Consider the following 25,415-nt stretch of genomic DNA (forward strand, 5'->3'; position numbering starts at 1 on the left):
ATCTGCACACGAGCCTAGAACTCATCTGGAGTCCGGAAAAGGTATGAAACGCACACTCTTTCGATTGATTGTGTCTCGCGCCCCGGCCCTGCGCCGCCTCGTCAGGTCGCGCAGGGCCTTGATCGGGTCTGGTGAACGCTCCCTAGTCGCCCACGGTGACGCGCTCCGCATCCTTCGGGGTGGACTTGGCGACCACGACGGACGGCCGTTTCCGCTCGGCCCGCAGCCCCGTGAGGGTGATCAGCAGTCCGGCGAGGGCGACGAGCGTCACGACCAGCAGGCCGGGCCGGTAACTGTCGAGGACGGCCTGCGGGGAGGGATGGGCGCCCTCGGGGGAGTTCGCGGTCACCACCGCCGTCACGACGGCGAGGAAGATCGCGCCACCGACCTGGACCGAGGTGTTGAGCAGCCCGGAGACCATGCCCTGCTCGTGCTCGTCGACGCCGTTGGTGGCCTGGACGTTGAGGGACGGGAAGGTCAGCGCGAAGCCGGAGCCGACCAGCACCATCGTCGGCAGGATCACCGCCGCGTAGACCGGGTCGAGGTCGATGCGCAGGAAGAGCACGTACCCGGTGACCATCAGGGCGAAGCCCAAAACCATCAGGCGGGCCGTTCCGAACCGGTCGATGACGGATCCGACCTTCGTCGCGGACAGCGCCACCAGAGCGCCCGCCGGCAGGAAGGCCAGGGCCGTGTGCAGCGCGGACCAGCCGAGCAGCTGCTGCATGTACAGGGTGACCAGGAACTGGAAGCCGATGTAGCTGCCGACGAACGTCAACGCGCCCAGCTGCGCCCGCACTTGCGGCCCGGAGCGCAGCACGCCGAGCCGGATCAGCGGGCTGGGGCTGCGCCGCTCGACGGCGACGAAGGCCGCCAGGAGTACGGCCACGGCGGCGAAGGACAGGACGGTCCGGGCCGAGCCCCAGCCCACCTCGGGCGCCTCCACGACGGTGAAGACGAGCAGCAGCATCGAGGCGGTGCCCAGCACGGCGCCCGGGATGTCGTAGCCGCCCCGGCCGCGTTCGCGCTCACTGCGCGGCAGCAGCTTCAGGCCCACGAGCAGGGCGATCAGAGCGATCGGGGCGGGCAGGAGCATCGTGAGCCGCCAGCTGGCCTCCGTGAGCAGGCCGGAGAAGACCAGGCCCATCGAGTAGCCCGTGGCGCCGCAGGTGGTGTAGATGGCGAGGGCGCGGTTGCGCAACGGGCCCTCGGGGAACGTCGTGGTGATGATCGACAGGCCGGCGGGAGCCGTGAAGGCCGCGCTCAGGCCCTTGATGAAGCGGCTGGCGATGAGCAGCGGCCCCGAGTCCACGAGACCGCCGAGCAGTGAGGCGAGTGCGAAGACGCCCAGCGCCACCAGGAAGACCTGTCGCCGACCCAGCAGGTCGGCGGCGCGTCCGCCGAGGAGCAGCAGGCCGCCGTATCCCAGGATGTAGCCGCTGACGATCCATTGCAGCGCCGAGGTCGACAGGCCGAGGTCGGCGCCGATGGACGGCAGGGCGACGCCGACCATGGACACGTCCAGGGCGTCCAGGAACATCGCGGCGCAGAGCACGAGCAGGGTGCCCCACAGCCGCGGCGTCCAACGCCCCTCGGACGTGGGGGAGATGAGCGGAGAGGTCATGCCCGAGACATTACATGCGCATGCATGAGATGCAAGCGCATTTAATTCAGGTGCAACAATCTCGGTTCTCTGTTACGGTGCGGCGCATGACGGCTCAGCGGGCCGAGCAGGCCCTCGTGGCACGATGGCGGGACATCCTGGCGCTGCACGCGCGGACACAGTGCGAACTCGACCGGGCGCTGCACGGCCACGGTCTGTGCGCCAGCGACTTCGAGGTGCTCGACGTCCTCGCCGGATGCCGGACACCCAGGGGCACGCCGTCCTACCGCGTGCAGGAGATCTCCGAGCGGGTTCATCTGAGCCAGAGCGCGCTGTCGCGGCTGATCGCCCGGCTGGAGAAGGAGGGGCTCGTCGAGCGCGGCATGTGCTCCGAGGACCGGCGCGGCGTGAAGGTGTGTCTCACCGCCAAGGGGCGCGCGCTGCACGGCGAGGTGCTTCCCGTGCAGCGCGCGGTACTGGCGAGGATGCTCGCCGACGGTTGATCGACGGCGTGGCGTTCTGCCCGGATGGCGGACGGTTGATCGCCCGGCGGTGGTCTGCCCGGATGGCGGACGGTTGATCGCCCCGCGGGCGTTCTGCTCGGATCGCGGACGGTTGATCGCCCGGCGGTGGTCTGCTCAGATCGCCGACGTCTCCCGCCACAGGGTGGCGAGTGCCTGGTCACCCGTGGCGGCCGGCAGGGGAGCCCGGTTCCACAGCGCCAGGTACAACTGCTCGGCCGGGCCCGACAGTTCGCACTCGGCCTCCTCGGACGCCTCCCGCGTGGTCACCGGCGGTTCCGGCGACAGCCGTACCGTCCACACCGCGCCGGTGTCCTCCGTGCGGATCCGCAGGACCCGCGGCTGCGGGGTGCGTACCCGGCTCCTGGGGCGGGCGTGGAAGCCGCGCAGCAGTTCGTCGATGCCGTCGGTCGCGAACTCGGGGGTGACGGTTCTCGGGACGCCGCCGCGCGCGAACTCCGCGTCGACCCGGTGCACCGCCGTCTCGTGCGCCTGCCGCCTGGCCCAGAACGCCAGCGGGGACGGAGCGGGCAGGAAGGCGAAGCACTCCACGTCCGGCGAGGCGCCGGCCAGCGTACGGACGAGATCCCGGTGGCCGGCGCGGTACCAGGCCACGAGCTCGGCGCCGTCGAGATCGGTGGGCTCGACCAGCGGGCGCCGTTCGATGAGCTGCTCGGCGACGAAGGCGGCGGCCCAGCGGTGTACGGCGCCCGTGTGCCGCAGCAGGTCGCGCACCTGCCACCCGGGGCAGGTCGGCACCTTCGCGTCGGTCCCGGCCTCCTCGGCGGCCGCGGCCAGCAGCCGGCCTTCCGTCTCCAGTGCTCGAAGGAACTCGGCGGTCTCCATGGCGCCGAGTCTGCCGCATGAAGCGCTCTCCAGGCCTGGGGATTTCCGGAGACCGGCCGCGGTGACTACGGCAGCGGCGTCCCGCCCGTCGCGTTGACGATCTCGGCGGTGATGTACGACGCCTCCTGCGAGGCGAGGAAGACGTACGCCGGAGCCATTTCGGCAGGCTGTGCGGGCCGCCCGATGGGGGCCTGCTTGCCGAACGTCTGCGTGTCCGGCAGGGTCGCCGGGATCAGCGGCGTCCACACCGGGCCCGGCGCGACCGCGTTGACCCGGATGCCCTTCTCGATCAGCATCTGCGCCAGCCCCTGCGTGAAGGTGACGATCGCGCCCTTCGTCGTCGCGTAGTCCAGCAGATGCGGGCTGGGCTTGTACGCCTGCACCGACGTGGAGTTGATGATGCTGCCGCCCTCCGGGATGTGCGGCAGGGCCAGCTTGCACAGCCAGAACATGCCGTACAGGTTGGTGCGCAGCACCCGGTCGAACTGCTCGGTCGTGATCGCCTCGATGCCGTCCGGCTGGGACATCTGGTACGCCGCGTTGTTCACGAGCACGTCGATCCGGCCGAACTCGTCCACGGCGCGGTCGATCAGCGCGCGGCAGTTCTCCTCCTCCCGTACGTCGCACGCGACGGGCACGGCACGCCGGCCGGCCTCCTCGACGAGCCGGGCCGTCTCGGCGGCATCGTCCTTCTCGTCATCCAGATGGGTGAACAGCACGTCGGCACCCTCGCGGGCGAACGCCAGGGCCACCGCACGGCCGATCCCGGAGTCCCCGCCGGTGATCACGGCCTTGCGGCCCTCCAGCCTGCCGCTGCCCCGGTAGGACTCCTCACCGTGGTCCGGCGGCGGGTCCATCGGCCCCGTCCAGCCGGGGTGCGGCTGGTCCTGGGAGGGAAACTCCGGCGTCGGGTGCTGCTCTCCGGGGTGCTGCTGTTCGGTCACGGGTCTGCCTCCTCGTCAACGGGTACGGCCCGGTGATCACCACGGGCGTGGGACGGGTACCCAGGATGACCGGCATTCCCCAGCCGGACTCCTCCCCGGTGGACTCCTCCCGTCAGTCCCCGGCCGCCCGCCGCGCCGTCGCCCCCGCCAGGGCCCCGACGACCGCCGCCACCGCGGCCAGTACCGCCACGCTGGTCAGCGCGGTCGGCAGGGTGAACCAGTCCGCCATGAAGCCGATCGCGGGCGGGCCGAGGAGCATGCCCCCGTAGCCCAGGGTGGAGGCCGTGGCGACGCCTGCCGGGCCCGCCAGGGCGCCCGCACGCTCCACGGCCACGGGAAAGAGGTTGGCGAGACCGATGCCCGTGATCGCGTAGCCGAGAAGAGCGGCCCAGAGGGAGGGGGCGAGGGAGCCGAGCAGCATGCCGGCCGCCGCGGTGGTGCCGCCGGCGACGACGGTCCGGGTCCGCCCCAGACGTTCCAGGAGGGTCGTGCCGGTCAGCCGTCCCACCGTCATGGCGAGCGCGAAGCACGAGTAGCCCACGGCCGCCGCGCCCGCCGAGGCGTGCAGGTCCTGTTCGAGGTGCAGGGCGCCCCAGTCGGCCAGCGCCCCCTCTCCGTACGCGGTGCACCCCGCGATCAGACCGAAGACGACGACCAGCCGCCGGGTGCGGCGGTCCGGGCGGCGCGGGGAGCCCTCGGGGGGCAGCTCCCGTTCCGGGGGCAGCGGCGGCTCGTGCCGCAGGAGGGTGGGGCCGGCCGCGGCGGTCACGAGCAGGCCGACGACCGTGAGCAGCAGCAGGTGCCGCGTGGGGGAGAGGACCCCCGCGACCAGCCCGCCCAGCCCCGCGCCGACCATGCCGCCGAGGCTGAACGCCGCGTGGAAGCTCGGCATGACCGGCCGCCGCAGCGCGGCCACGAGTTCGACGGCCGCGCTGTTGAAGGCCACGTTGATCCCGCCGTACGCGGCCCCGAAGAGCAGCAGGACCAGGCCCAGCGCGAGCGCCGAGTGGGTCAGCGGGGGCAGGGCGACGCTGAGGGACAGCAGGACGGCGCAGACGACGGTGACCCGGTGGTTGCCGTAGCGGCGGCACAGGCGGCCCGTGAGGGCCATGGTGATGACCGCCCCGGCGGAGACGCCGAGGAGGGCGAGGCCGAGGGTGCCGGCGGAGGCGCCGGTCTGGGCCTTGATGGCGGGGATGCGCACGACCCAGCCGGCGAAGACGAAGCCGTCGAGGGCGAAGAAGACGGTGAGGGCGATCCGGAGCCGGGTCAGGGAGTTGCTGTTGCCCGGCACGTCCTTGTGCGTTCGGGGTTTGTTTATTTGCGGCACAAATTGAGGCTAGGTGGGTGCGGGGTCGAGGACAAGGTGCGACTCTGGGACGAGACCCGTCCGCCGAGGGGCGGACGTATCCGCCGAAGGAACGCAGGAGGGCACATGGGACGTGACGTGCCGGCCCTGGTGTTCACCCGGGAGGACCGCCGTCGGTACCGCGAGAAGATGCACACCGACCTCGAGGTGCTCGCCCGGATGCTCAGCGAGTCGGGTTTCGAGAGCGAGCGCCCCCGGGTCGGGCTGGAGATCGAGCTCAACCTCGTGGACGACGCCGGGCTGCCCGCGATGCGCAACACCGATGTGCTCCAGGCGATCGCCGATCCCGCCTGGTCGAGCGAGCTGGGCCGCTTCAACCTGGAGATCAACATCCCGCCCCGGCTGCTGACGGCCGGCGGCCCGGGCTCCTGGGAGCAGGCGATCCGGGACGCCCTCAACCACGCCGAGGACCGTGCCGCCGAGGTGGGCGCGCACCTGATCATGGTCGGCATCCTGCCCACCCTGGGCGAGTCGGACGTCAGCGAGTCCGCGCTCTCCGGCGACCCTCGCTACCGCCTCCTCAACGAGCAGATCTTCGCGGCCCGGGGAGAGGACCTGCGGATCAAGGTCGACGGAGTGGAGCGCCTGTCGACGTACGCCGACACCATCACCCCCGAGGCGGCCTGCACCAGCACCCAGTTCCATCTCCAGGTCGACCCGAGGGAGTTCCCGCACTACTGGAACGCGGCCCAGGCCATCGCGGGCGTGCAGATCGCCCTCGCGGCGAACTCGCCCTTCCTGTTCGGCAAGGAGCTGTGGCGCGAGACCCGCATCCCCCTGTTCGAGCAGGCCACCGACACCCGCCCCGAGGAGATCAAGGCCCAGGGCGTACGCCCCCGGGTGTGGTTCGGGGAGCGCTGGATCACCAGCGTCTTCGACCTCTTCGAGGAGAACGTGCGCTACTTCCCCGCCCTGCTGCCCCTCTGCGAGGACGAGGACCCGCAGAAGGAACTGGACAGCGGCGGCATTCCGCAGCTGGGCGAACTGACCCTCCACAACGGCACGATCTACCGCTGGAACCGCCCCATCTACGCCGTCACCGAGAGCGGCCCCCATCTGCGCATCGAGAACCGGGTCCTGCCCGCCGGCCCCACCGTGGCCGACATCATCGCCAACGGCGCCTTCTACTACGGCCTGACCCGCGCCCTGGTCGACGAGGACCGGCCGGTGTGGTCGCGGATGTCCTTCTCGGTCGCCGAGGAGAACCTGCACACCGCGGCCCGCGACGGCATCGACGCCCGTCTGTACTGGCCCGGCGTGGGCGAAGTTCCGGTCACGGAACTGGTGTTGCGGCGGCTGCTGCCCCTGGCCCACCGGGGCCTGGAACTGACCGGCATGGACGCCGCGTGGCGCGAGCCCCTGCTGGGCATCATCGAGCAGCGCTGCGTCACCGCCCGCAACGGCGCCCTGTGGCAGGCGGAGATGGTGCACCACCTGGAGAAGGCCGGCATCTCCGACCGGCGGGAGGCACTGCGGCAGATGACCAGGACGTACATGGACTACATGCACATGAACGTGCCCGCCCACACGTGGCCCGTGGACTGACCTCACACCTGGCGGCCCTGCCACTGCGCCGCACTCGTCAGGGGCACGGCCGCGGGCACCTCCGCCGACGTCGTCAGCTCGATCCGGCGCCCCTCGGCCGCCGAACGCAGCAGCGCCGTCATCGTCTCCAGCACGTGCAGGGCGAGTTCGCCGTTGGCGCGTGGCGCCCGCTCACCGTCGGCGGTGAGGAAGTCGAGCAGGCCGACCCCGCGGGCGCCGTCCGCGTAGCCCGCAGACGTCGCAAGGGCGCGCCAGCGGGTGTCGCCGAGCGCGTGGAGACGTACCTCGCCGTCGAAGCGGTTCGGGTCGGGAACCGAGAGGGTGCCGTTCTCGCCGTGGACCTCGATCGGCGCGGCCGTGGTGGCCACGCCGTCGAAGCTCGTCGTGAGCGTCGTCAGCGTCCCGTTCACATGCTCCAGCACTCCGGAGACGTGGCTGTCCACCTCGACCGGTATGCGCTCGCCCGCGCGCGGACCGGATCCGATGACGCGCTCGGCCCGCAGCCGCCCGGCCGCCCCGGTCACGGCACGGACCGGCCCCAGCAGATGAACCAGGGACGAGAGGTAGTACGGCCCCATGTCCAGCAGCGGGCCACCGCCGGCCGTGTAGTAGAAGTCCGGGTGCGGGTGCCAGCGTTCATGGCCCGGCGTCACCATCACGGCCGAGGCGAACTGGGGGCGTCCGATGGTTCCCGCCTCCACGGCCGCCCGCGCGGTCTGAACTCCCGTGCCCAGCACGGTGTCCGGGGCGCAGCCCACACCGCTGCCCGCCTTCGCGGCGGCTTCCAGGACGGCCCGGGCGTCCTCCAGACTCGCTGCCAGCGGCTTCTCCCCGTAGACGTGCTTGCCGTGCCGGATCGCCCCGAGGGCTATCCCGGCGTGCGCCGCCGGTGTGGTCAGGTTCAGCACCGAGTCCACGTCCGGGCTGCTCAGCAGCTCCTCGACCGTCAGGGCCCGGGCGCCGGGCAGTTCTGCCGCGGCCGCGGCCGACCGGGAGGCGTCGAGGTCGGCGACCGCGGTGATCCGCACTGCGGGATGGCCGGCGAGCGTGTCCAGGTACGCGCGGGAGATGACGCCGAGCCCTACGACCCCGACGCGGTGCGCGTCGCCCACAGCATGCCCCTCTCGACGATGGTGCGGACGTGGGGGTTCTCCAGCACGTCGACGCTGTGCCCCGGCGTCGTCACCACGATCCGCCCGGCGCCCCACCGGCGGGTCCAGACCGCCGGGGAGGTGACCGGCCGGTGCCAGGGCTGCCACGGCCGGGTGGGATGCGTGGTGGTGGCCAGGACGTCGATGAGGTCGTCGTGGAGCACCCAGTACTGCTCGGTGTCCAGCGTGAAGTCCTCGATGCCGGCGGTGATCGGATGCGCGCGGCCGGCTTCGGTGAGGGTGATGGTGTGCGGCAGGAAGTTGTCCGCCGCCTCACCCCGGCGCTCGCACGGCTCCTTGCCGGGGTGCGTGGCGAACTGGCCTCCGACCAGGTGCAGATAATCCGAGGAGGAGCGGAACGAGTCGGCGATGCCGCCGTGCCAGCCGGTGAAGCCCGTGCCCGCCACCACCGCGGAGCTCAGACCCGCCAGCTCCTCGCGCGTGATCTCCGACATCGTCACGCACTGCACGACGAGGTCGGTGGCGGCCATCTCGGCGTCGTCCGCGTAGATCCCGGTCGACTCCTCGACCCGGACGGCGTATCCGTTGTTCCGGAGGAAGGGCAGGAACAGTTCCGTGGCCTCGACCGGCTGATGACCTTCCCAGCCGCCTCGGACCACCAGCGCTCTCTTCTGCGTCATCGTGATCTCACTATGCGCCGGTGGCCCGCGTTCGGAAAAGGGGGCCGGGCCTCACGAAAGTTTCGCGCCGGCGGCCCGGGCCGACACCATCCAGCACGCCGCGGTGTAGCGGACTTCCGCGCCCTGCACGAAGGGCTCGAAGGCGGGGCGGACCACCTCGACGATGTCCGCCCGGGTCCGCTCGTCGGCGTCGGGCAGGACCGTGCCGAGCGGACCGAGCCGGCTGAAGTACGTGACGAGGTCCTGCTCGGGCAGGGTGCAGACCGCGTCGACCGGCTGGAGGTCGATCCCGGCCCAGCCGCTCTCCGTCAGAACGCGGTGGACCCGCTGCGGGTCCGCGAACGCGAACTGGCCCGGCTCGTCCGGCCGGCGCTCGGGAAGCTCCGGCAGGAACGGGGCCGCGGCACGTTCCGCCGTCGTCATGAACGGGTTCTCCTCGGCGCCCCGCCACACGACGCACCACAGCCCGGCCCCGTCCCTCACCGTGCTCCGGAGATTGGCGAAGGCCCGCACCGGGTCGCTGAAGAACATGACGCCGAAGCGCGAGACGATCGCGTCGAAGGCGGCCGGCTCGAACGCGTACTCCTGCGCGTCGGCCTGGACGAAGGACGCCGGTACGCCCTCGCGTTCGGCCAGCACCCGGGCCGCCTCGACCATCGGGCCGGAGATGTCGACCCCGACGCAGTGACCGGTCCGGCGTGCGACGGCCCGGGTGAGGGCCCCGGTGCCGCAGCCGACGTCGAGCACGCTCGCCGCGTGTTCGGCGACCACGGCGTCGACGAGCAGTTCCTCGATGGGCCTGAACATCCCGTTCAGCACCTCCTGGAGGTCCACCCAGGCGTGGCCGGCGGGCCCGTTCCAGCGGGCGGCCTGCTCGTCGTAGGAGCTGCGTGCGGCATTCATCGTCGTTTCTCCCTCTGCTCGCCTCCGTCCCGCTTGTCTTCGTCGGGACGGGATGTCAGCGTTCAACTTCAAGTCGACTTGAGGTCAAGACAATGACAGAACTGGACATAGCAGAAGTGGCGCACCGCGCCGGAGTACCCGCCTCGACGCTGCGGTTCTACGAGGAGAAGGGGCTGATCGCCTCGACCGGCCGGCGCGGCCTGCGGCGCCAGTACGACAGCGGGGTGCTGGAGCGGCTGGCGCTGATCGCGCTGGGGCGCACGGCCGGGTTCTCGCTCGACGAGATCGCGCGGATGTTCGCGCCGGACGGGCGGCCGCTGATCGACCGGCGGGTGCTGTCGGCCAAAGCGGAGGAACTGGACCGGAAGATCCGCGAACTGGGCGCCCTGCGCGACTCCCTGCGGCATGCCGCCGCGTGCCCCGCGCCCAGCCACCTGGAATGCCCCACCTTCCGCGGTCTGATCGACGCGGCGGCGTCCGGCGGCGTCGCGGCGCCGGGAAGGCGGCCACCGGAACGCCGTTGACCGGTCGCCGGCTCTCTTGGTCCAAATCGATCGTCGGCTTCGCCTGCGCCTCGCCGCGTGCCTGGCCTCGGCCGCCGGCGGTGGTGATCCTGCTGAGCGCCCTCGGAAAGGAGGCCAGGGGGATCCGCTTCGGGGGTGGTGGTACGACGGCGCCGAACTCCGCGGAGACCGGCACGTTGCGGTCCTGACGGCCCAGTTCGCGCTGAGGCCCGGGGAGCCAGGACGGCACCCTGAGCCGGGCGCCCGTGCCCGGGCCGACTGGTCAGCGGGCCGCGAGAAGGCCGTCCACCATGGCTCGGAGCCCATCGAGGTAGGTGTCCTCGGCGGTCAACGGCGCCCAGCGGTCCGCGACCTCTGCCAGACGGGGTAGCTCGCTCGGGTCGAGATCGGCGAAGACTCGCTCCCGGTAGGTGGGGCGGTCGTCGTCCGTGCGCCTGCGGGTCGCTGTCGTACGGACCACTATCTCCCCGGCGGTGTAGTACCAGATCGCCCGGTATCCGTGTACGGCCCGCCCGGGGGTCAGTCCGCATGCGACCAGGCCGTCGACGATCTGCTCGACGAACCACAAGGCGGATGTGGACATCAGGTCGTCGGCGGTCAGCACCTCCACGATCCAGGGACAGGCGGCGAGCGCCTCGTGGATCGCGGCAGCAGCGGCGACGACCCGCTCGCGAGGCCGGTCGGGCAGTTCGGGCCGCTGCAATGTCCGCTCTGCGTAGTCGTCCAGGAGCAGGACGAGCAGTTCTTCTTTGTTGCCGACGTGGTGGTAGAGCGCCATCGGCGTACTGCCGATCTCCGCGGCCAGCCGCCGCATGGTCAGCCGCCCCACGCCTTCCGCGTCCACGATGCGGCGGGCCGTCGTCACGACTTCCGCACGGGAGATACGGGGAGGTCGGCCGAGTGATTTGCGCGGTGCGGACGGTTGCGGCATGCCCTCATCATCCCCGAGGTGTCGACAGCGGTGCCCCTCAGAGGCTACTTTATATACATGTATAAAAAATCGCGAGGGCGGCCCCGGGTAGTGCTGGCGGCGGTGGCCGTCGCCCAGTTCGCCGTCGCCCGGGACCTGTCGGTCGTCAACGTCGCCCTGCCTGCGATGCGCACCGCGTTAGGGTTCGCGCAGCTCCCGCCAACTCGGCGGGAGCATCGGCCTGTCCGCCCTGGTCACCGTCGCCGCGCACCGCACCGGCACGGCCACCGATCCTGCCGCGCTCAACCACGGCTACCCACTGGGCCTGGCCATCGCTGCCGCCGCCTTCGTGCTGGCCGCAGCCGTGGCGGTCGGAGTTCTGCCCCGCCGCCGGACCGAGACACCCGCCCCGCGACTTGCCGCCCCTGCACAAGACCGACTGGAAGGAACGCCGTCATGACGACCCAACCGATCCTGCCCATCGACCTCTTCGCCTCGGCGCTGCATGTCCACCCCGGCGGCGATGTCAGAGCTGGCGAACGGCGCATGACGAGTAGCGAAGCCGGCGCCTGGCAGATCGCCACGTTCCACGCGGAGAGCGACGCCGACGTGCACGCCGATCACTGGGAGATGCACCCGGAAGCCGCGGAGGCGGTGTGCTGCCTGACCGGCGATGTTCGCCTCCACTTCCGCGCCACCGGGCCCGCCGGCGACGAGGAAGTGGTGCGGTTACAGGCAGGCACCGCGGTGATCGTCCCTCGTGGCCGCTGGCATCGGCTGGAGTTGAACGCCCCCAGCGATCTGATGTCGATCACCCTCCGCCATGGCACCCGCCTCGAGAAGCGCACGGACACGCACTGAGCGGGACGGTGGCCCGGCGGCGACCTGCCGGGCCACCACAACCGCACCTGGGCATCGCGGAAATCGTTCCAACTCCGGCCACGTTATACTTTGCGGCGCCCATGAAGGCCTTCGTCGTGCCTGGTCGCGCGGCCGCAACAGCGAGGGGGTGGACGCCGTTCCGGCACGCCCCGCCCGCATCCAGGACGTCGCCGCGGCCGCCGGTGTCTCGGTGTCGACGGTGTCGAACGTTCTCAACCGGCCCGAGCGCGTCACCGCCCGGACCGCCGAGCGCGTCCGCATCGCCGTCGCCGCGCTCGACTACGTCCCCCACCCCGGAGCCGCGGGCCTGCGTACCGGGCACTCCTCCGCGATCGGGCTCGTACTGCCCGACGTCACCAACTCCTTCTACGCGCGCATCGCGCGTGGCGCCGCGGACGCGGCCTACGACCACGGCTACTCCCTGGTGCTGTGCCACAGCGGCGACGCCCCTGAACGGGAGCAGGGTTACTTCAGCATGCTCGTCGAGCAGCGGGCCGTCGGAGTCGTGGTGGTGCCGCTCAGCGCCGACCCCGGCCGGCTGGCCCGACTGCGCGAGCGGGGCATCCCGCTCGTTCTGGCAGACCGCGCGATGCCCGACCGGGAGGGCTGCTCGGCCTCCGTCGACGACATCGCCGGTGGCCGCATCGCCGTGCAGCACCTCCTGGACAGCGGGGCCCGCGACATCCTCGTCGTCAACGGCGAGCGCGGCATACGCCAGTGCTCCGACCGCTACCAGGGCGCCCGGCAGGCCGTGCGCAGCCGCCGCGGGGCCCGGCTCGGCCAGGTCGTCGCCGAGCGGATGACCGTCGCGTACGGCACGGAGATCGCCCGCGGGCTGAACGACCTGCCCGACGGGGTGTTCTGTACCAACGACTTCCTCGCCGCCGGCCTGTGCCGGGGCCTGACCGAACGGGGCGTGCGCGTCCCCGAGGACGTACAGGTCGTCGGCTACGGCGACCTCGACGTCGCGACCTTCGGGGCGACGACCCTGACGACGGTCCGCCAGCCGGTCGAGGACCTCGGCCGGGCGGCCGTGGAGATGCTGCTCGACGAGATCGAGGCCCGCGCGGACCACCTCCACGAGACCCGCGTCTTCGCCCCGGGCCTCGTCCTGCGCGACTCCACCCGACCGGCCCCGGACACCCCGAACCAGGCCCCGGCCGTCGACGACACGACCTAGTGGCGCGCCAGACAGCGTTTGCTGTCCGGGCAGCGGCAACCTAGCCCCCGGACGCCGTCCGCAGCGTCACCGGCCCCCACAGCCCGGACGACAGCTGCGACGCGAACGCCCAGGCGGTCGGCGTGGCCTCCGCGAGATACGGCGCCAGCGTGCCCCGGACCGTCACCTCCAGCCGGACGGTGCGCCCAGCGGTACCGGGCAGCGGGAAACGGTACGGCGGACAGAACGCCTCACCGGCGAACTCCCCGTCGACCGCCACCTCCACACTGCCCCGTACCCGCCCCAGATCCAGCACGGGATCGGGCCCGGGCGGCACCTCCACCGCCCGCGCGTACGTCACGCCCCCGCTCCAACCGCCCAGCCCCACTTCGCGCCAGTCACCCAGTGCCAGCGGCGCCGGCACGGTCCGCACCCGAACCGGCCCGCGCCAGGCCGAGCCACCCCGCAGCACGGCCGTGGGCTCGGTGACCACCTCGACCCGAGCAGGTGCCGTCAAGGGCCCACGGAGCGTCATCCGGTCACCGGTCACGGCCCGTTCCCTCCCGTCCCCGACCCGTACCCGCGCGCGCAGCTCCAACGGCAGCTCCAGCGACACCGTTCCCGGCGGAACGGTGAACCGGAAACGCTGGGGTGCCGCGCGGACGTCATCGGTGGACCGAGACGGCCGTACGGCACCGCCGACCACCGGAGGGCCGCCCAGCCACGCGGTCTCCGGGAGCGGGTGCGGTCGCACGGCCGCGTGGCAGTGCTGCAACTCGCCGCGCCTGAGGGCGTCTTCGACCGTCCGGCCCCGCCACGTGCCCGTCTCGGCCTCCCAGCCGGCGCCACTGACCAGGGCCGTCACCCCCGACTCCGCCCGCGCCACCAGGTCGACGTACACGGCGTCCCGGACGTCGGCGCTGTCGGCCACGATCTCCAGCGTGTGCTCGCCCGCCCCGAGTTCCGGCTCGTGACGGAAGAACATCGGCACGGCGCCCCAGTCCGCCTCGTAGTACTCCACCTTCTCCTGCCGCGCCACCACTGCCCCGTCGAGCAGCACCGTCACCGCCGAGGCGGCGCCCACGACGAGCACGGCCCGTACCTCCCGGGCCGGGACCGAGAGCGTCGCGCGATAGGCGACCCGGCCGTCGGGCCGGACCCCGTCCGGTGGGCGCATGAACCGCGGCCGCGGCCCGAGCCCGCCCGGTTCGGACAAGCAGAAGAAGCTGCCCAGCGGGGTGCCGGCAGCGGCCGAGATCGTCGAAGGCCGGTCCTGGGCGTCCGACAGTTCGTACTCGAGCACGTTCAGGTCCCGGCCCACGGTGACCGGGGCGGAGGCCAGATAGCCGCCGCAGGTGCCCAGCGGCTCCCCGTTCCACCACACCCGCTTGACGGCCTCCGCGCCGACGTGCAGCTCTGCGGGCCCCCGATGGCCGGTCCGCACGATCGCCCGGACCCGCGCGGCCGTGCCGCCGCCCGGTACCGGGACATGCACGAACTCCTCGTTCACCAGCCCTTTGGTGCCCAGCAGGCCGCCTTGGCCGAGGATGCCCCGGCTCGACGAGTACACCCCGACGTCCCAGGCCGAGCCCGGCGGCACCAAGGGCAGTTCACCGCAGAGGATCCGCTCCACGCACGCCGTGTCCAGCGGCTCGGGAGCCCGGTCGAGGGGCACCGGGGGCAGGACACGGACCCGGTTGCCGTAGGTGACCCGGGCGGGCTCCCACGCCGCCCCCTCGGCCCAGTCCATGGTCCAGATCTGCGGTTCCGCCACGGACGTCCCCGGGGGCAGTGCGAGATCGCCCCATGTGTTGTCCATCGTCGGGACCAGCCGGCCGTGCCAGCCGGACGAGACGTCGAGCACCCGCACCGCCGTCCCACCCGCGAGGGGCGCCGGCGCCGGACGGCCCTCACGCCAGACGACCAAGGCCGCCGGGGCGCCCTCCAGAGGCACCTCGATGGCCGACAGGGCGCCGTCCTCCAGGACCGTGACGCGGGCTGGACTGCGCGAGCCGGTCGCCGGGTTCCATACCTCGGCCTCCGCGACGGCGGCCCGGACGGTGACGGACGAGGTGCGCATGGGCTCGGGCACGGAGCCGGGCGGTCGCAGGGGATGCGCGCCGATCTCCGGGAAGGCGGCCGTGACCAGCGCCGCCGCGTCGTTCCCCCTCCGCCGGACGAGCAGCGGCACCTCGCCCGTGGCGTGTCCGGCCGCGTCGGCCACCGCCGCGGCGGCGGCCTCGGGGTCGCGCACCCGATCCAGCCGGGGATGGGCGAGCAGCGCCGCCACGACCGAGTCGTCACCGGACCGGCCCGCCGTCGTCGCGGGCGCACGGCCCACGACCACCACCCGCCCTCCCACGTCGAGCAGTTGGGCCAGCCGCCGTGCCGTCTCCTCCTCCAGCACGCTCGCCGAGGGCAGCAGCACCGCCCTGAACACCAGGTCCCTGATCCGCAGGGCACCGTCGCCGGCCTCGGCGTGCCGGACCGACTCGTCGTCGACGACGTCGAAGGAGATCCCGTGCCGGTCCAGGGCACCGGCATGCGGCCGGAGCCAGTTGTTCGTGCCGCACAGGTCCAGGTAGTGCCGCTGCGTCTCGTCGGCGAGGGCATGGCCCTCGCCCAGCCGGCCGTCTCCGAAGTGCCGGACCGGCGCGTCCAGCGGCAGGAGGGCCTGCATGGTGGCGGTGGGGTGCAGCACCGCCACGTCGGCCGCGTAGCCGCCCCACGACATGATCGAGCAGATCCGGGCCACGGCCCGGGAGAACGCCGGATACTGCCTCCAGTAGGGCTGGCGCCAGTCGGTCGACGGCGGCGCCCACTCGAACCAGCCGCCCGCGGTGCCGAAGTAACTGGCGTGCGGGTTGTAGAGGTTGGCGCCGCTGCGCAGGAACGGCAGCAGCCAGTCGTAGGTGTCCTCCAGCGTGCCGCCCCAGCCGGAGGAGTGGAACGCCTCGATCCAGACGCGCTCGTGGCCGTGGAGGTGGGCCATGGAGGAGTGCACCTTGGCGTCGCCGTGGTGATCGCTGCCCGCGGCGCTGTACCAGCGGTGGGTGCGGAAGTAGTCGGTGTAGAGCTGGGTGGACTGGGCCGGGTACCCCGCACGGGCGGGGTGGCTCTGGTCGCTGCCCAGCAGCAGACCGCGGTCGCGGTGCCAGGCGGCGAGCGGCCGGAACAGGGCCTCCTCGGTCAGCTCCGCGCGGACCGCGTAGTAGTCGGCGCGGATCTTCCCCTCCGGCACGCCGGCACCGGTGCCGAACAGGGCCGGCAGGTGGTCGAGCAGGTCGTAACCGCGCCGGGTGCGGAACTCGTCGGCGAAACGGTGGCTCCAGGCGTTGGTGCCGGGCAGTTCGTCCTGGAAGCTGCCCGCGATGACGGTGCCCAGGTACTCCGGTACGCGGCGGTCGTACTCGTGGTGGACGGCGTCCATCAACAGGCCCACGGCGTGCGGGTCCAGGTAGTCGAACGCCGTGGGGACGGCGGTGACGAGCCGCACCTCGCTTCCTTCCGGCGCCGCGACGGCCCCGCCCGCGGCGAGCTCGAGCCGCCGGCCCCGCCGGGAGTACGCGGCCAGCAACGTCTCGGTGTCCGCCGGGGCGACCGTGCCCCCTGAGACTCGCGCCTCGCGACAGCGCAGCGCGAGTCCGGCGGCCTCGGGGTGACGCCGTGTCACACCGCCCTGCACATTGGCTCCGGAGAAGCCGATCTGGTCGTAGAACCACAGCCGCGTGCCCAGCTCCGCCGCGATCTCGCAGGCGTCGGTGAAGCGCGCCCACCACTCCTCGCCGAACCACGCCGGATCGTCGGCCCTGGCCCCGAACGTCGGGCCGGCCGGGGCCAGGTTGATGACGACGAGGTTGTGGACGCCGCCCTCCGCGAACGCCCGCAACTGCCAGGCGAGTCGCTCGCGGGTCACCTTCGCGCCCGACCACCACCACAGGGGAGTGGGGCCGAAGTCGCGGGGCGGGTCGTCGAACAGGCGCCGGAGCTCGGGGGAGATCACGGATGCGGTCCTTCCCCTAAAACGTTTTCAGACCACTGTCACCGTAGGTGAGCTGGAGCGGCCGCGCCACATCCCCGCACGGAGTCCCGGAACTCGACGTCATGTCAGCCATACGTGCGAGACACCTTGTTGCAACGTTTTTCTCGCCCTATATTCGCTGCGACCAGGCCCCCGGAACCGCGATGTCACCAGACGACGGAGTCGCATCATGGCCGGTACCCGCCCCATCCCCAGACCGCTCTGGAAGGCCGCCGCCCTGTCGGGCATGGCCTCCTACCTCGACGCCGGGCTGATCGTGAGCATCTCCGTCAACCTGGCCATCTACCGCGACAGTTACGACATGGGCGTGTGGATGGCCGGGGCGATCAGCGCGATCGTCACCGGCTGCATCGCCGTCGGATCGCTGATCGGCGGACGGCTCGCCGACCTCTTCGGCCGCCGACGCGTCTACAACTGGGACATCTTCTGCTTCGCGATCGGTGCCCTCGTCATCACCCTCGCGCCGGACGACATCACCCTGCTGGCCGGCGTGCTCGTCGCGGGGCTCGCGGCCGGCGCCGATCTGCCGACTTCCCTGGCCGTCGTCTCGGACGCGGCACCCTCCTGGGCCCGGGGGAGACTCGTGGCGTTCACCCAGGTCATGTGGATGCTGGGCATCGCCGTCGCCATCTTCCTCGGTTTCGCCCTGTCCACCACGGGCATGACCGGGGCCCGGCTCATCACCGGGCAACTGGCCGTCGCCGCACTCGTCACCTGGGCCCTGCGGTCCCGGCTGAAACTGTCCGACGAGCCGCCGGAGACGGAGAGCGGCCCCGCCCCGGAAGCCATCTCCCTGAAGAGGGTGTGGACGCGAGCCGCCCTGCTGCCGATGACCGCGACGTTCGTCTTCTACGTGACCTGGGGCCTCGGAGCCAACACGTTCGGGCAGTTCGGCACCTACCTGCTCGTCACCGTCAGCGACGCCTCGCAGAGCCTCGCCACCGGGATCAACCTGGCCTTCATCCCGATCGGGGTGCTGTTGACCTTCGCCTTCGTCCGTGTCGCCGACAGCCCCTGGCGCGACCGGCTGTTCCATGTGGCCGCGGTGGTGCAGATCCTCGCCTTCGTCATCGCGTCCCTGACCGCGGGCGCACTCGTCGGCATGCTCGTCTTCTTCGTGCTGTACCAGCTCTCCAACCCCTTCGCCGGGGAGGCCAACTACAAGGTGTGGTCGCAGCTCACGCTGCCCGCCGACACCCGCGCCACCACCCAGGGCCTCACCTACGCCCTCTCCCGGGGCGTCTTCGCGGTCGCCGCCTTCTTCACCCCCGCCCTCGCCGACCACAGCCCCTCCGTCCTGCTCTGGACGATCACCGCCTGCATGACGGCGGCGGCTTTCGCGGGCGTGTTCATCCTCCGCGTCCTGGTCCCGCGTTCCGCGAGCGCCGTCCCGGACCGGGCCGACCTGCGCGTGCCCAGCACCTGAGCCGCAGCACCCCGACAAGGAGCACCGACCATGGCAACGACCGCGGACCGCACGGCCGTACGGACCGCCGCCCTCAAGGACCTGCTCCCGCCGGTCACCCGGCGCCGCACCCGGATCGGACTGGTCGCCGGCGGACTGGGCACGTACTGGCCGCAGTTCCCAGGCCTCCTGCCGCAGCTCAAGGAGTCGGCCGCCTATGTCGCCGAGCGCTTCCGGGCGATGGACGCGGAGGTGACAGACGCCGGGTTCGTCTCCGACGCGCAGGAAGGCGCCCGGGCCGCCGAGGAGTTGCGCAGGGCCGACTGCGATCTGATCGTGCTGTTTCTGACGACCTATCTCACCTCGTCGATGGTGCTGCCGATCGCCCGGCGCTCGCACACACCCGTGCTGGTCATCGACCTCCAGCCGTCCGAGAGGATGGACCACGCCACCTTCGACACCGGGGCCTGGCTGGCCTACTGCGGGCAGTGCCCCGTCCCCGAGGTCGGCAACGTCTTCCGGCGCGCCGGCATCCCCTTCCGGTCGGTGTCGGGCTGGCTGCGCCAGGAGTCCGCCTGGCGGCGCATCGAGCAGTGGATCCGGGCGGCGCACATCCGTGCCGCGCTCCGGCACGCCCGGCACGGCCTCATGGGGCACGTGTACCCCGGCATGCTCGACGTGCAGACGGATCCGACGCTGCTCGCCACGACGTTCGGCTCGCACGTGGAGGTCCTGGAGTTCGACGACCTGCGGCACCGCGTGGAACGGGTGACCGAGGCGGAGACGCGGGAGCGGATGGCTCTCGCCCGGCAGATCTTCACCGTCGACGAGAGCGTGGTGGAGGAGGACTTCGCCTGGGGCGCGACGGTGTCCGTCGCCCTGGACCGGCTGGTCGCCGACTTCGAACTCGACAGCCTCGCCTACTACCACCGCGGACTCGACGGTGAGCTGCACGAGCGGCTCGGCGCAGGCATGATCCTCGGCGCCTCGCTGCTCACCGCCCGGGGAGTGCCCGCGGCCGGCGAGTACGAACTGCGCACGTCCGTGGCTCAGTTGGCCTCCCAGAGTGTCGGCGCCGGAGGCTCCTTCACCGAGATCCAGGCCCTGAACTTCGAGGACGGCGTGGTGGAGATGGGCCACGACGGCCCCGCCCACCTCGCGGTCGGCGCCCGCGACCCGCTGCTGCGCGGGCTCGGCGTCTACCACGGCAAACGCGGCTGGGGCGTGAGCGTCGAGTTCGACGTCCGGCACGGGCCCGTCACCCTGCTCGGGCTCGGCCAGGACGCCGACGGCAGTCTGTCCTTCGTCACCTCCGAGGGCACCGTCGTACCGGGACCGCTGCTGGAGATCGGCAACACCACCAGCCGTGTCGACTTCGGCCGGGACCCCGGTGAATGGGTCGACGCCTGGAGCGCCACGGGCGTCGGCCACCACTGGTCCCTCGCGGTCGGCCGCCGCACGGCGGACTTCCGGGCGGCCGCGAGCCTGCTGGGCATCGACCACCGGCAGGTGTGACGGGCACCGCCTGGCCGGCAATGGGTGTCGTCCCCGCGGTCCTCGGCCCCATCGCAGCCTCACGCGCACATCTGCTTGCCCGCGCGCGGTCCGCGGCCTGCTGTGAGGTGTGGCCCTCGGTGAGGAGCTTGAGGATCTCCTCCTCACGGTCGGTGAGGGCCCGGGAGGCCCCGGTCGGGCCGGTGCTCCCGGGCCCGGGCGACGGTCTCGGCGCCCTGGTCGGCCTCCGCGGCCACGGTACCGGCACCCCGCCTGCGGACCGGCGTTCGTGAGGGGCGGCCAGCGGGAAGGATGAGGGTGGGGCCCGACGGTGGAAGCCGCTGGAGGGGGAGAAGCCGAGGCCCAGGTAAGACAGCCGTGGCACGCCGCACCACCGCATCGGCGGCCTGTCTCCCTCCGCGCCGTCACAGGGCCCGACACTCGAGGACTTGTCATGGCCTCGGCCGTGCCCTGCCTCGAAGCGCTCGGGTTCCGGGAAGGAGAAGCCGTGCCCCAGTCCGAAGACCACCGTCTGGTCGCTCCCGAAGCACGACTCGAGCGGGAGGACCCCCGGTTCACCCGGGCCATGAGATCCGGCCGCCCCACCCGGCCCCGCGTGTACCGGCGTACCGGAGCCTGGTGGGGGCTGGCGTTCGGAGTCGCCGTGCTGGGCTCCGGCATCGCCCTGGCCCAGGGCCTGCTCATCGCGGGCGGGCTGGTCCTCGTCGGCATGGCGGCCCAGCCGGCAGGCCAGGACCCGGCCCGTATGACCCACCGGGGATTCGGACGCCGCTGAGGGGAGCGCACGTCGAGAGGCCCCGGGCGACGGGCGCACGGCCGGGGTATGCCGCCGTCGGAGTGTTGTCGTAACCCGTGTGATCGCCCCGGATGGTGGGACAGGCCGGCATGACTGACGGTGGTTCACGTCGAGACCGGGTCTCGTGAGCTGGCGAGGCGTCAGCTGCCCGGTCCGCGACGGAAGGACTCACCGATGCGCTCTGCCCGCATGCTGCTCGCGACGGCCACGGCAACGGCCGCCCTCGCGATCGCCGCACCCGCCGCCTACGCCGAGGCGACGGGTGACTGGGACCACGACAGCACCTCTTCCTACAACAAGGAGCACCACAAGGACGGCAACCACGACGGGCCGCGCGGCGGCATGCACACGGGTGGCGGAGCACTGGCCGCCGTGACCGCCGACGACTGGGACGGCTCCCGGCACGACAAGGACTCCGACGCCGCCAAGGGCGACGAAGGGGGCAAGCACGAGGAGCACGGCAAGGAGCACGGCAAGGAGAACGGGCACGAGAAGGGTGACTGGGAAGGCAAGCACGACGGGCACGGCAAGCCGCACGGCGGCGTGCACACCGGCGGCGGAGCGCTGGCCGCGGTGAACTCGGACGACTGGGACAACCCCAAGCACGACCCGGACACGTACAAGGGCGAGGACGACTGGGGCGGCAAGCACGAAGAGAACGGCTACGGCGACAAGGGCGACTGGAGCGACAAGCACGAGAAGGGCTCCTGGGAGGGCAAGCACGACAAGCCGCGCGGGGGCATGCACACCGGTGGCGGCGGGCTGGCCTCCGCGCCGGGTGTGACCGCCGGCGGGCTGGCCGCGCTTGCGGTCGCCGGTACCGGCATGTACGCGCTGCGCCGCCGGAAGGCCACGCAGGGCGCCGTATGACCGATGCCTGACGCCATAGCCGCCGTGGCCGCCGCACGTGCCTCTCACGTCGCGGCGGCCCGGCTCGTCCCCCTATCGCGTGTCGTGTCCGCTGCCGTGCCCGAATGAGGTGGTCCCTGATGGCAGCCCCTCCCCCCGCCCTTTCCGACCTCCGCCCCGCGCCGTCGAAGCGGCGGCTCCGCGCCGTCGTGACGGTGATCTGGTCGGTGGCCGCCCTCGTGCTGACCGTGAACCTGTTCGGCGGCAGCGGTGAGTCGTCCGACGCCGCCGGCCCGCCGCACGCACCGCCCGCCGTGGCCGCCCCCTCGGCCGTCCCCGACCTGCCCGACACGCCCGCGTCCACGGCGCCGAACCGGTCCGACGGCCCGCACCTGCCGCGGTCCCGGCCGGTCCGTCTGCTCATCCCCAAGATCTCGGTCGACGCGCCCTTCACCGACCTCGCCCTCAACGACTTCGGCCAGCTGGAGCCCCCGCCGCCGAACGACATCAACCTCGTCGGCTGGTACGCCAAGGGCCACACGCCAGGAGAGGCCGGCACCGCGATCATCGCCGGGCACGTGGACACCGCGACCTCCCCGGCCGTGTTCGCCGGGCTCGGCGAGCTCAAGAAGGGCGACCGGTTCCAGGTCGTGCGGGCCGACGGCAGCAGGGCCACCTTCTCCGTGGACGCCGCCCAGTCGTTCGACAAGGACGCCTTCCCCAGCGACCGCGTGTACGGCGACACGCCACAGGCCCAGGTCCGGCTCATCACGTGCGCGGGTGCCTACGACCGCCGGGCCCGGGACTACACCGAGAACCTGGTCGTCTTCGCCCACCTCGTCTGACTCCGGGGCCCCGGCCTGACTTGGTGTTTTACAGTGACTCTCACCAGTTCAGGCGACTGTGGGACCTGTGAGGGATTCGCGAACCATGACGACCGAAACGTTTGAGTTCCAGGTAGAGGCACGTCAGCTGCTCCAGCTGATGATCCACTCGGTCTACTCGAACAAGGATGTCTTCCTGCGGGAGCTCGTCTCCAACGCCTCCGACGCGCTCGACAAGCTGCGTCTGGAGAAGCTGCGGGACGACTCCCTCGACGCCGATGTGTCGGACCTGCACATCGAGCTCGACGTCGACAAGGAGGCCCGCACGCTCACCGTGCGGGACAACGGCATCGGCATGTCGTACGACGAGGTCGGGCAGCTCATCGGCACCATCGCCAACTCGGGAACGGCCACGTTCCTCAAGGAGCTGAACGAGGCCAAGGACGCGGGCGGGGCCGAGGGGCTCATCGGCCAGTTCGGTGTCGGCTTCTACTCCGGCTTCATGGCGGCCGACGAGGTCACGCTGGTGACCCGCCGCGCCGGCGAGAGCCAGGGGACCCGCTGGACGTCGCGCGGCGAGGCCACGTACACCCTGGAGCGGGTCGACGACGCGCCGCAGGGCACGTCCGTCACGCTCCACCTCAAGCCCGCCGACCCCGAGAACCAGCTGCACGACTACACCTCGGAGTGGAAGATCCGGGAGATCGTCAAGCGCTACTCGGACTTCATCACCTGGCCGATCCGGATGGTGCCGGAGGCGGGTGACGGGGAGGACGCGCCCGAGCCCGAGACGCTCAACTCCATGAAGGCCCTGTGGGCGCGCTCGCGCGACGAGGTGTCCGACGACGAGTACCACGAGCTGTACAAGCACATCAGCCACGACTGGCGCGAGCCCCTGGAGACGATCCGGCTCCAGGCCGAGGGCACGTTCGAGTACCAGGCCCTGCTCTTCGTCCCCTCGCACGCCCCGCACGACCTGTTCACGCGTGACTTCAAGCGCGGCGTCCAGCTGTATGTGAAGCGCGTGTTCATCATGGACGACTGCGAGGCGCTGCTGCCGCCCTACCTCCGCTTCGTCAAGGGCGTCGTCGACGCGCAGGACCTCTCGCTCAACGTCTCCCGCGAGATCCTCCAGCAGGACCGGCACATCCGGATGATGCAGCGCCGGCTGACCAAGAAGGTGCTGTCCACGGTCAAGGAGATCAAGACCAAGGACGCCGAGCGCTACGCGACGTTCTGGCGGGAGTTCGGCACCGCCCTGAAGGAAGGCCTGGTCACCGACTCCGAGAACCGTGACGCCATCCTCGCCGTCTCCTCGTTCGCGACCACGCACTCCGACGACGAGCCGACCACGCTCGCGCAGTACGTGGAGCGGATGAAGGACGGCCAGGACGACATCTGGTTCATCACCGGAGAGTCCCGGCAGAGCATCGAGAACTCCCCGCACATGGAGGCGTTCCGGGACAAGGGCATCGAGGTCCTGCTGCTCACCGACGCCGTCGACGAGGTCTGGGTCGACGCCGTCGGCGAGTACGAGGGCAAGAAGCTGCGGTCCGTCACCAAGGGCGAGATCGACCTCGACGCCGAGGACGAGGAGAAGGCCGGCGAGGAGCGGGAGAAGCAGGCCGAGGAGTACGCCGGGCTGCTCGGCTGGATGCGGGAGCGGCTCGACGAGGACATCAAGGAGGTCCGCCTCTCCACCCGGCTCACGGTCTCCCCGGCCTGCATCGTCTCCGACGCGCACGACCTGACCCCGGCCCTGGAGAACATGTACCGGGCGATGGGCCAGGAGGTGCCGCGCACCAAGCGGATCCTGGAGCTCAACCCCGGCCACCCGCTGGTGAAGGGCCTGCACCAGGCCTACCAGGGCAGCGAGGACCGTGCGGAGCTCGCCGAGTCCGCCGAGCTGCTGCACACCCTGGCGGTGCTCGCCGAGGGCGGTCAGCCCAAGGACCCGGCGCGTTTCGTCAGGCTCGTGGCGGACCGCCTGGAGCGGACGCTGTAGTCAGCGTCGGATCAGGGGTGGTCCGGGGCGTCCGCCGCCCGGGGGCCGGGCGGGGGCGTGCCGGTGCCCGGCGGGACGACCTCGCCCTGGACCACCCGCGGCGCGGGGGCCGTCCCGGCCTCCTCGTCCTTCGCCGCGCGGGCCTCGGCCTTGAGGATGCGGGCCGCCTTTCCGGCCGAGCGGGTCAGCTCGGGGAGCTTCTTCATCCCGATGACGGCTATGACGACGATGAGAATGATCGCGAGCTCGCTCAGTCCGAACATGGTGTCCTGTCCTCTCTCGCCCGGGCCGGGCACGGCGTGAGCGTATCGGGCGGGGAGCACGGCGTGACCGCCGTCTCGGGATGCGGCACCGGGTGCAGGTGCAGGTGCAGGTGCAGGTGCAGGTGCGGGTGCGGGTGAGGCAGCATCCCGCGGCGAGCAGTTCCTGCCGCCGGACCAGCCGGGCGTGCTCCACCTCTACAGCACTGTAGAAGTACGTGGGGTCGGGCCGACGGATCTCTACGATGGCCGAAAGGGCAACGCAGGGCGGCGTGAGGGAGGCAGGGCGGTGACGGGTCCCGGGCAGTCCCCGCCGGGGGCCGGGCGAGCTGGAGGCGCTGGTGCTGTCGGCGCTGCGGGAGGCTGACGGCCCGGCCACGGCCGGGTGGGTGCAGGAACGCCTCGGCGGTGACCTCGCGTACACGACGGTGATCACGATCCTGACCCGGCTGCTGGGCAAGGGCGCGGTCACCCGGGAGCGGGTCGGCCGGTCCTTCGCCTGGACACCGGCCTCGGACCAGGCGGGTCTGGCCGCCCGCAAGGTGCGCAAGGTGCTGGACGGGGAGAGCGACCGCGGGGCCGTGCTGGCCAGTTTCGTCTCCGGCCTCGGCCCGGACGAGGAGCAGCTGGTGCGTGACCTGCTCGACCAGGCCCAGGGTGAAGGGGACGACTGAGGCCTCATGGGGGTTCTCGTCTTTCTGCCACTCGTCCTGGCATTCGT

22 protein-coding genes are annotated in these 25,415 nt (G+C 71.8%); 12 read left to right on the top strand and 10 right to left on the bottom strand.

Features of this window, described 5'->3' with window-relative positions:
• Positions 1-142: 142 nt before the first annotated feature.
• A complete protein-coding gene (locus ACZ7EG_RS27685; protein WP_471084397.1) occupies positions 143-1,624 on the bottom strand; it encodes an MFS transporter in 1,482 nt (493 codons plus the stop codon).
• A gap of 86 nt (positions 1,625-1,710) precedes the next feature.
• On the opposite strand from ACZ7EG_RS27685, the gene ACZ7EG_RS27690 reads away from it, so the two are divergent.
• Complete coding sequence (locus ACZ7EG_RS27690; RefSeq protein WP_471084400.1) at positions 1,711-2,106, top strand: MarR family winged helix-turn-helix transcriptional regulator; 396 nt, start codon at positions 1,711-1,713, stop codon at positions 2,104-2,106.
• A gap of 135 nt (positions 2,107-2,241) precedes the next feature.
• Here ACZ7EG_RS27690 and ACZ7EG_RS27695 read toward each other — a convergent pair whose 3' ends face one another.
• The 3 genes from ACZ7EG_RS27695 to ACZ7EG_RS27705 form a co-directional block, all read right to left on the bottom strand.
• A complete protein-coding gene (locus tag ACZ7EG_RS27695; protein ID WP_471084403.1) occupies positions 2,242-2,970 on the bottom strand; it encodes a maleylpyruvate isomerase family mycothiol-dependent enzyme in 729 nt (242 codons plus the stop codon).
• A 65-nt stretch (positions 2,971-3,035) separates the two neighbouring features.
• Positions 3,036-3,914, bottom strand: a complete 879-nt coding sequence (locus tag ACZ7EG_RS27700; protein ID WP_471084406.1) for an SDR family oxidoreductase — start codon at positions 3,912-3,914, stop codon at positions 3,036-3,038.
• 112 nt (positions 3,915-4,026) lie between these two features.
• A complete protein-coding gene (locus tag ACZ7EG_RS27705) occupies positions 4,027-5,208 on the bottom strand; it encodes an MFS transporter (protein WP_471084409.1) in 1,182 nt (393 codons plus the stop codon).
• 141 nt (positions 5,209-5,349) lie between these two features.
• Here ACZ7EG_RS27705 and ACZ7EG_RS27710 point away from each other — a divergent pair, with 141 nt between their 5' ends.
• On the top strand, positions 5,350-6,828 hold the full coding sequence (locus ACZ7EG_RS27710) for a glutamate-cysteine ligase family protein (RefSeq protein ID WP_471084412.1): 1,479 nt from the start codon (positions 5,350-5,352) through the stop codon (positions 6,826-6,828).
• Between the two features lie 2 nt (positions 6,829-6,830).
• Here ACZ7EG_RS27710 and ACZ7EG_RS27715 read toward each other — a convergent pair whose 3' ends face one another.
• The 3 genes from ACZ7EG_RS27715 to ACZ7EG_RS27725 are packed head-to-tail and all read right to left on the bottom strand — an operon-like array spanning position 6,831 to position 9,523.
• A complete protein-coding gene (locus tag ACZ7EG_RS27715; RefSeq protein ID WP_471084415.1) occupies positions 6,831-7,940 on the bottom strand; it encodes a Gfo/Idh/MocA family protein in 1,110 nt (369 codons plus the stop codon).
• Positions 7,910-8,620, bottom strand: coding sequence for a ThuA domain-containing protein (locus ACZ7EG_RS27720; RefSeq protein ID WP_471084418.1), 711 nt, complete (start codon positions 8,618-8,620; stop codon positions 7,910-7,912). Before ACZ7EG_RS27720 ends, ACZ7EG_RS27715 begins: the two co-directional genes overlap by 31 nt.
• A 51-nt stretch (positions 8,621-8,671) precedes the next feature.
• The gene (locus ACZ7EG_RS27725) at positions 8,672-9,523 is read right to left on the bottom strand and encodes a class I SAM-dependent methyltransferase (protein ID WP_471084421.1); all 852 of its coding nucleotides are present in this window, start codon (positions 9,521-9,523) and stop codon (positions 8,672-8,674) included.
• A gap of 92 nt (positions 9,524-9,615) precedes the next feature.
• On the opposite strand from ACZ7EG_RS27725, the gene ACZ7EG_RS27730 reads away from it, so the two are divergent.
• Positions 9,616-10,047: a helix-turn-helix domain-containing protein gene (locus ACZ7EG_RS27730; protein WP_471084424.1), complete on the top strand. Its 432-nt coding sequence runs from the start codon at positions 9,616-9,618 to the stop codon at positions 10,045-10,047.
• A gap of 262 nt (positions 10,048-10,309) precedes the next feature.
• On the opposite strand, the gene ACZ7EG_RS27735 is transcribed toward ACZ7EG_RS27730, so the two are convergent.
• Positions 10,310-10,978, bottom strand: coding sequence for a TetR/AcrR family transcriptional regulator (locus tag ACZ7EG_RS27735; protein ID WP_471084427.1), 669 nt, complete (start codon positions 10,976-10,978; stop codon positions 10,310-10,312).
• A 435-nt stretch (positions 10,979-11,413) separates the two neighbouring features.
• On the opposite strand from ACZ7EG_RS27735, the gene ACZ7EG_RS27740 reads away from it, so the two are divergent.
• Positions 11,414-11,818 (top strand): cupin domain-containing protein, encoded by a 405-nt coding sequence (locus tag ACZ7EG_RS27740; protein WP_471084430.1) that lies wholly within the window; start codon positions 11,414-11,416, stop codon positions 11,816-11,818.
• Positions 11,819-11,966: 148 nt separating this feature from the next.
• On the top strand, positions 11,967-13,019 hold the full coding sequence (locus ACZ7EG_RS27745; protein WP_471084433.1) for a LacI family DNA-binding transcriptional regulator: 1,053 nt from the start codon (positions 11,967-11,969) through the stop codon (positions 13,017-13,019).
• A gap of 40 nt (positions 13,020-13,059) precedes the next feature.
• On the opposite strand, the gene ACZ7EG_RS27750 is transcribed toward ACZ7EG_RS27745, so the two are convergent.
• Positions 13,060-17,001: a glycosyl hydrolase gene (locus tag ACZ7EG_RS27750; RefSeq protein ID WP_471084436.1), complete on the bottom strand. Its 3,942-nt coding sequence runs from the start codon at positions 16,999-17,001 to the stop codon at positions 13,060-13,062.
• A gap of 208 nt (positions 17,002-17,209) precedes the next feature.
• Between ACZ7EG_RS27750 and ACZ7EG_RS27755 the strand changes: the two genes are divergently transcribed.
• The 6 genes from ACZ7EG_RS27755 (at position 17,210) to htpG (ending at position 24,434) form a co-directional block, all read left to right on the top strand.
• On the top strand, positions 17,210-18,466 hold the full coding sequence (locus tag ACZ7EG_RS27755; RefSeq protein WP_471084439.1) for an MFS transporter: 1,257 nt from the start codon (positions 17,210-17,212) through the stop codon (positions 18,464-18,466).
• Positions 18,467-18,496: 30 nt separating this feature from the next.
• Positions 18,497-19,960, top strand: coding sequence for an arabinose isomerase (locus ACZ7EG_RS27760; RefSeq protein WP_471084442.1), 1,464 nt, complete (start codon positions 18,497-18,499; stop codon positions 19,958-19,960).
• Positions 19,961-20,447: 487 nt separating this feature from the next.
• Positions 20,448-20,735, top strand: coding sequence for a DUF3040 domain-containing protein (locus tag ACZ7EG_RS27765; RefSeq protein ID WP_471084445.1), 288 nt, complete (start codon positions 20,448-20,450; stop codon positions 20,733-20,735).
• Between the two features lie 195 nt (positions 20,736-20,930).
• Positions 20,931-21,626, top strand: a complete 696-nt coding sequence (locus ACZ7EG_RS27770; protein ID WP_471084448.1) for a hypothetical protein — start codon at positions 20,931-20,933, stop codon at positions 21,624-21,626.
• A 119-nt stretch (positions 21,627-21,745) separates the two neighbouring features.
• The gene (locus ACZ7EG_RS27775; RefSeq protein WP_471084450.1) at positions 21,746-22,450 is read left to right on the top strand and encodes a class F sortase; all 705 of its coding nucleotides are present in this window, start codon (positions 21,746-21,748) and stop codon (positions 22,448-22,450) included.
• Positions 22,451-22,535: 85 nt separating this feature from the next.
• The gene (gene htpG, locus ACZ7EG_RS27780) at positions 22,536-24,434 is read left to right on the top strand and encodes a molecular chaperone HtpG (RefSeq protein ID WP_471084453.1); all 1,899 of its coding nucleotides are present in this window, start codon (positions 22,536-22,538) and stop codon (positions 24,432-24,434) included.
• Between the two features lie 11 nt (positions 24,435-24,445).
• Here htpG and ACZ7EG_RS27785 read toward each other — a convergent pair whose 3' ends face one another.
• A complete protein-coding gene (locus tag ACZ7EG_RS27785; protein ID WP_471084454.1) occupies positions 24,446-24,697 on the bottom strand; it encodes a twin-arginine translocase TatA/TatE family subunit in 252 nt (83 codons plus the stop codon).
• A 326-nt stretch (positions 24,698-25,023) separates the two neighbouring features.
• Here ACZ7EG_RS27785 and ACZ7EG_RS27790 point away from each other — a divergent pair, with 326 nt between their 5' ends.
• Positions 25,024-25,368: a BlaI/MecI/CopY family transcriptional regulator gene (locus tag ACZ7EG_RS27790; RefSeq protein ID WP_471084941.1), complete on the top strand. Its 345-nt coding sequence runs from the start codon at positions 25,024-25,026 to the stop codon at positions 25,366-25,368.
• The last annotated feature ends 47 nt before the right edge of the window (positions 25,369-25,415 follow it).

Source organism: Streptomyces sp. NPDC037100 (genome assembly GCF_055606225.1).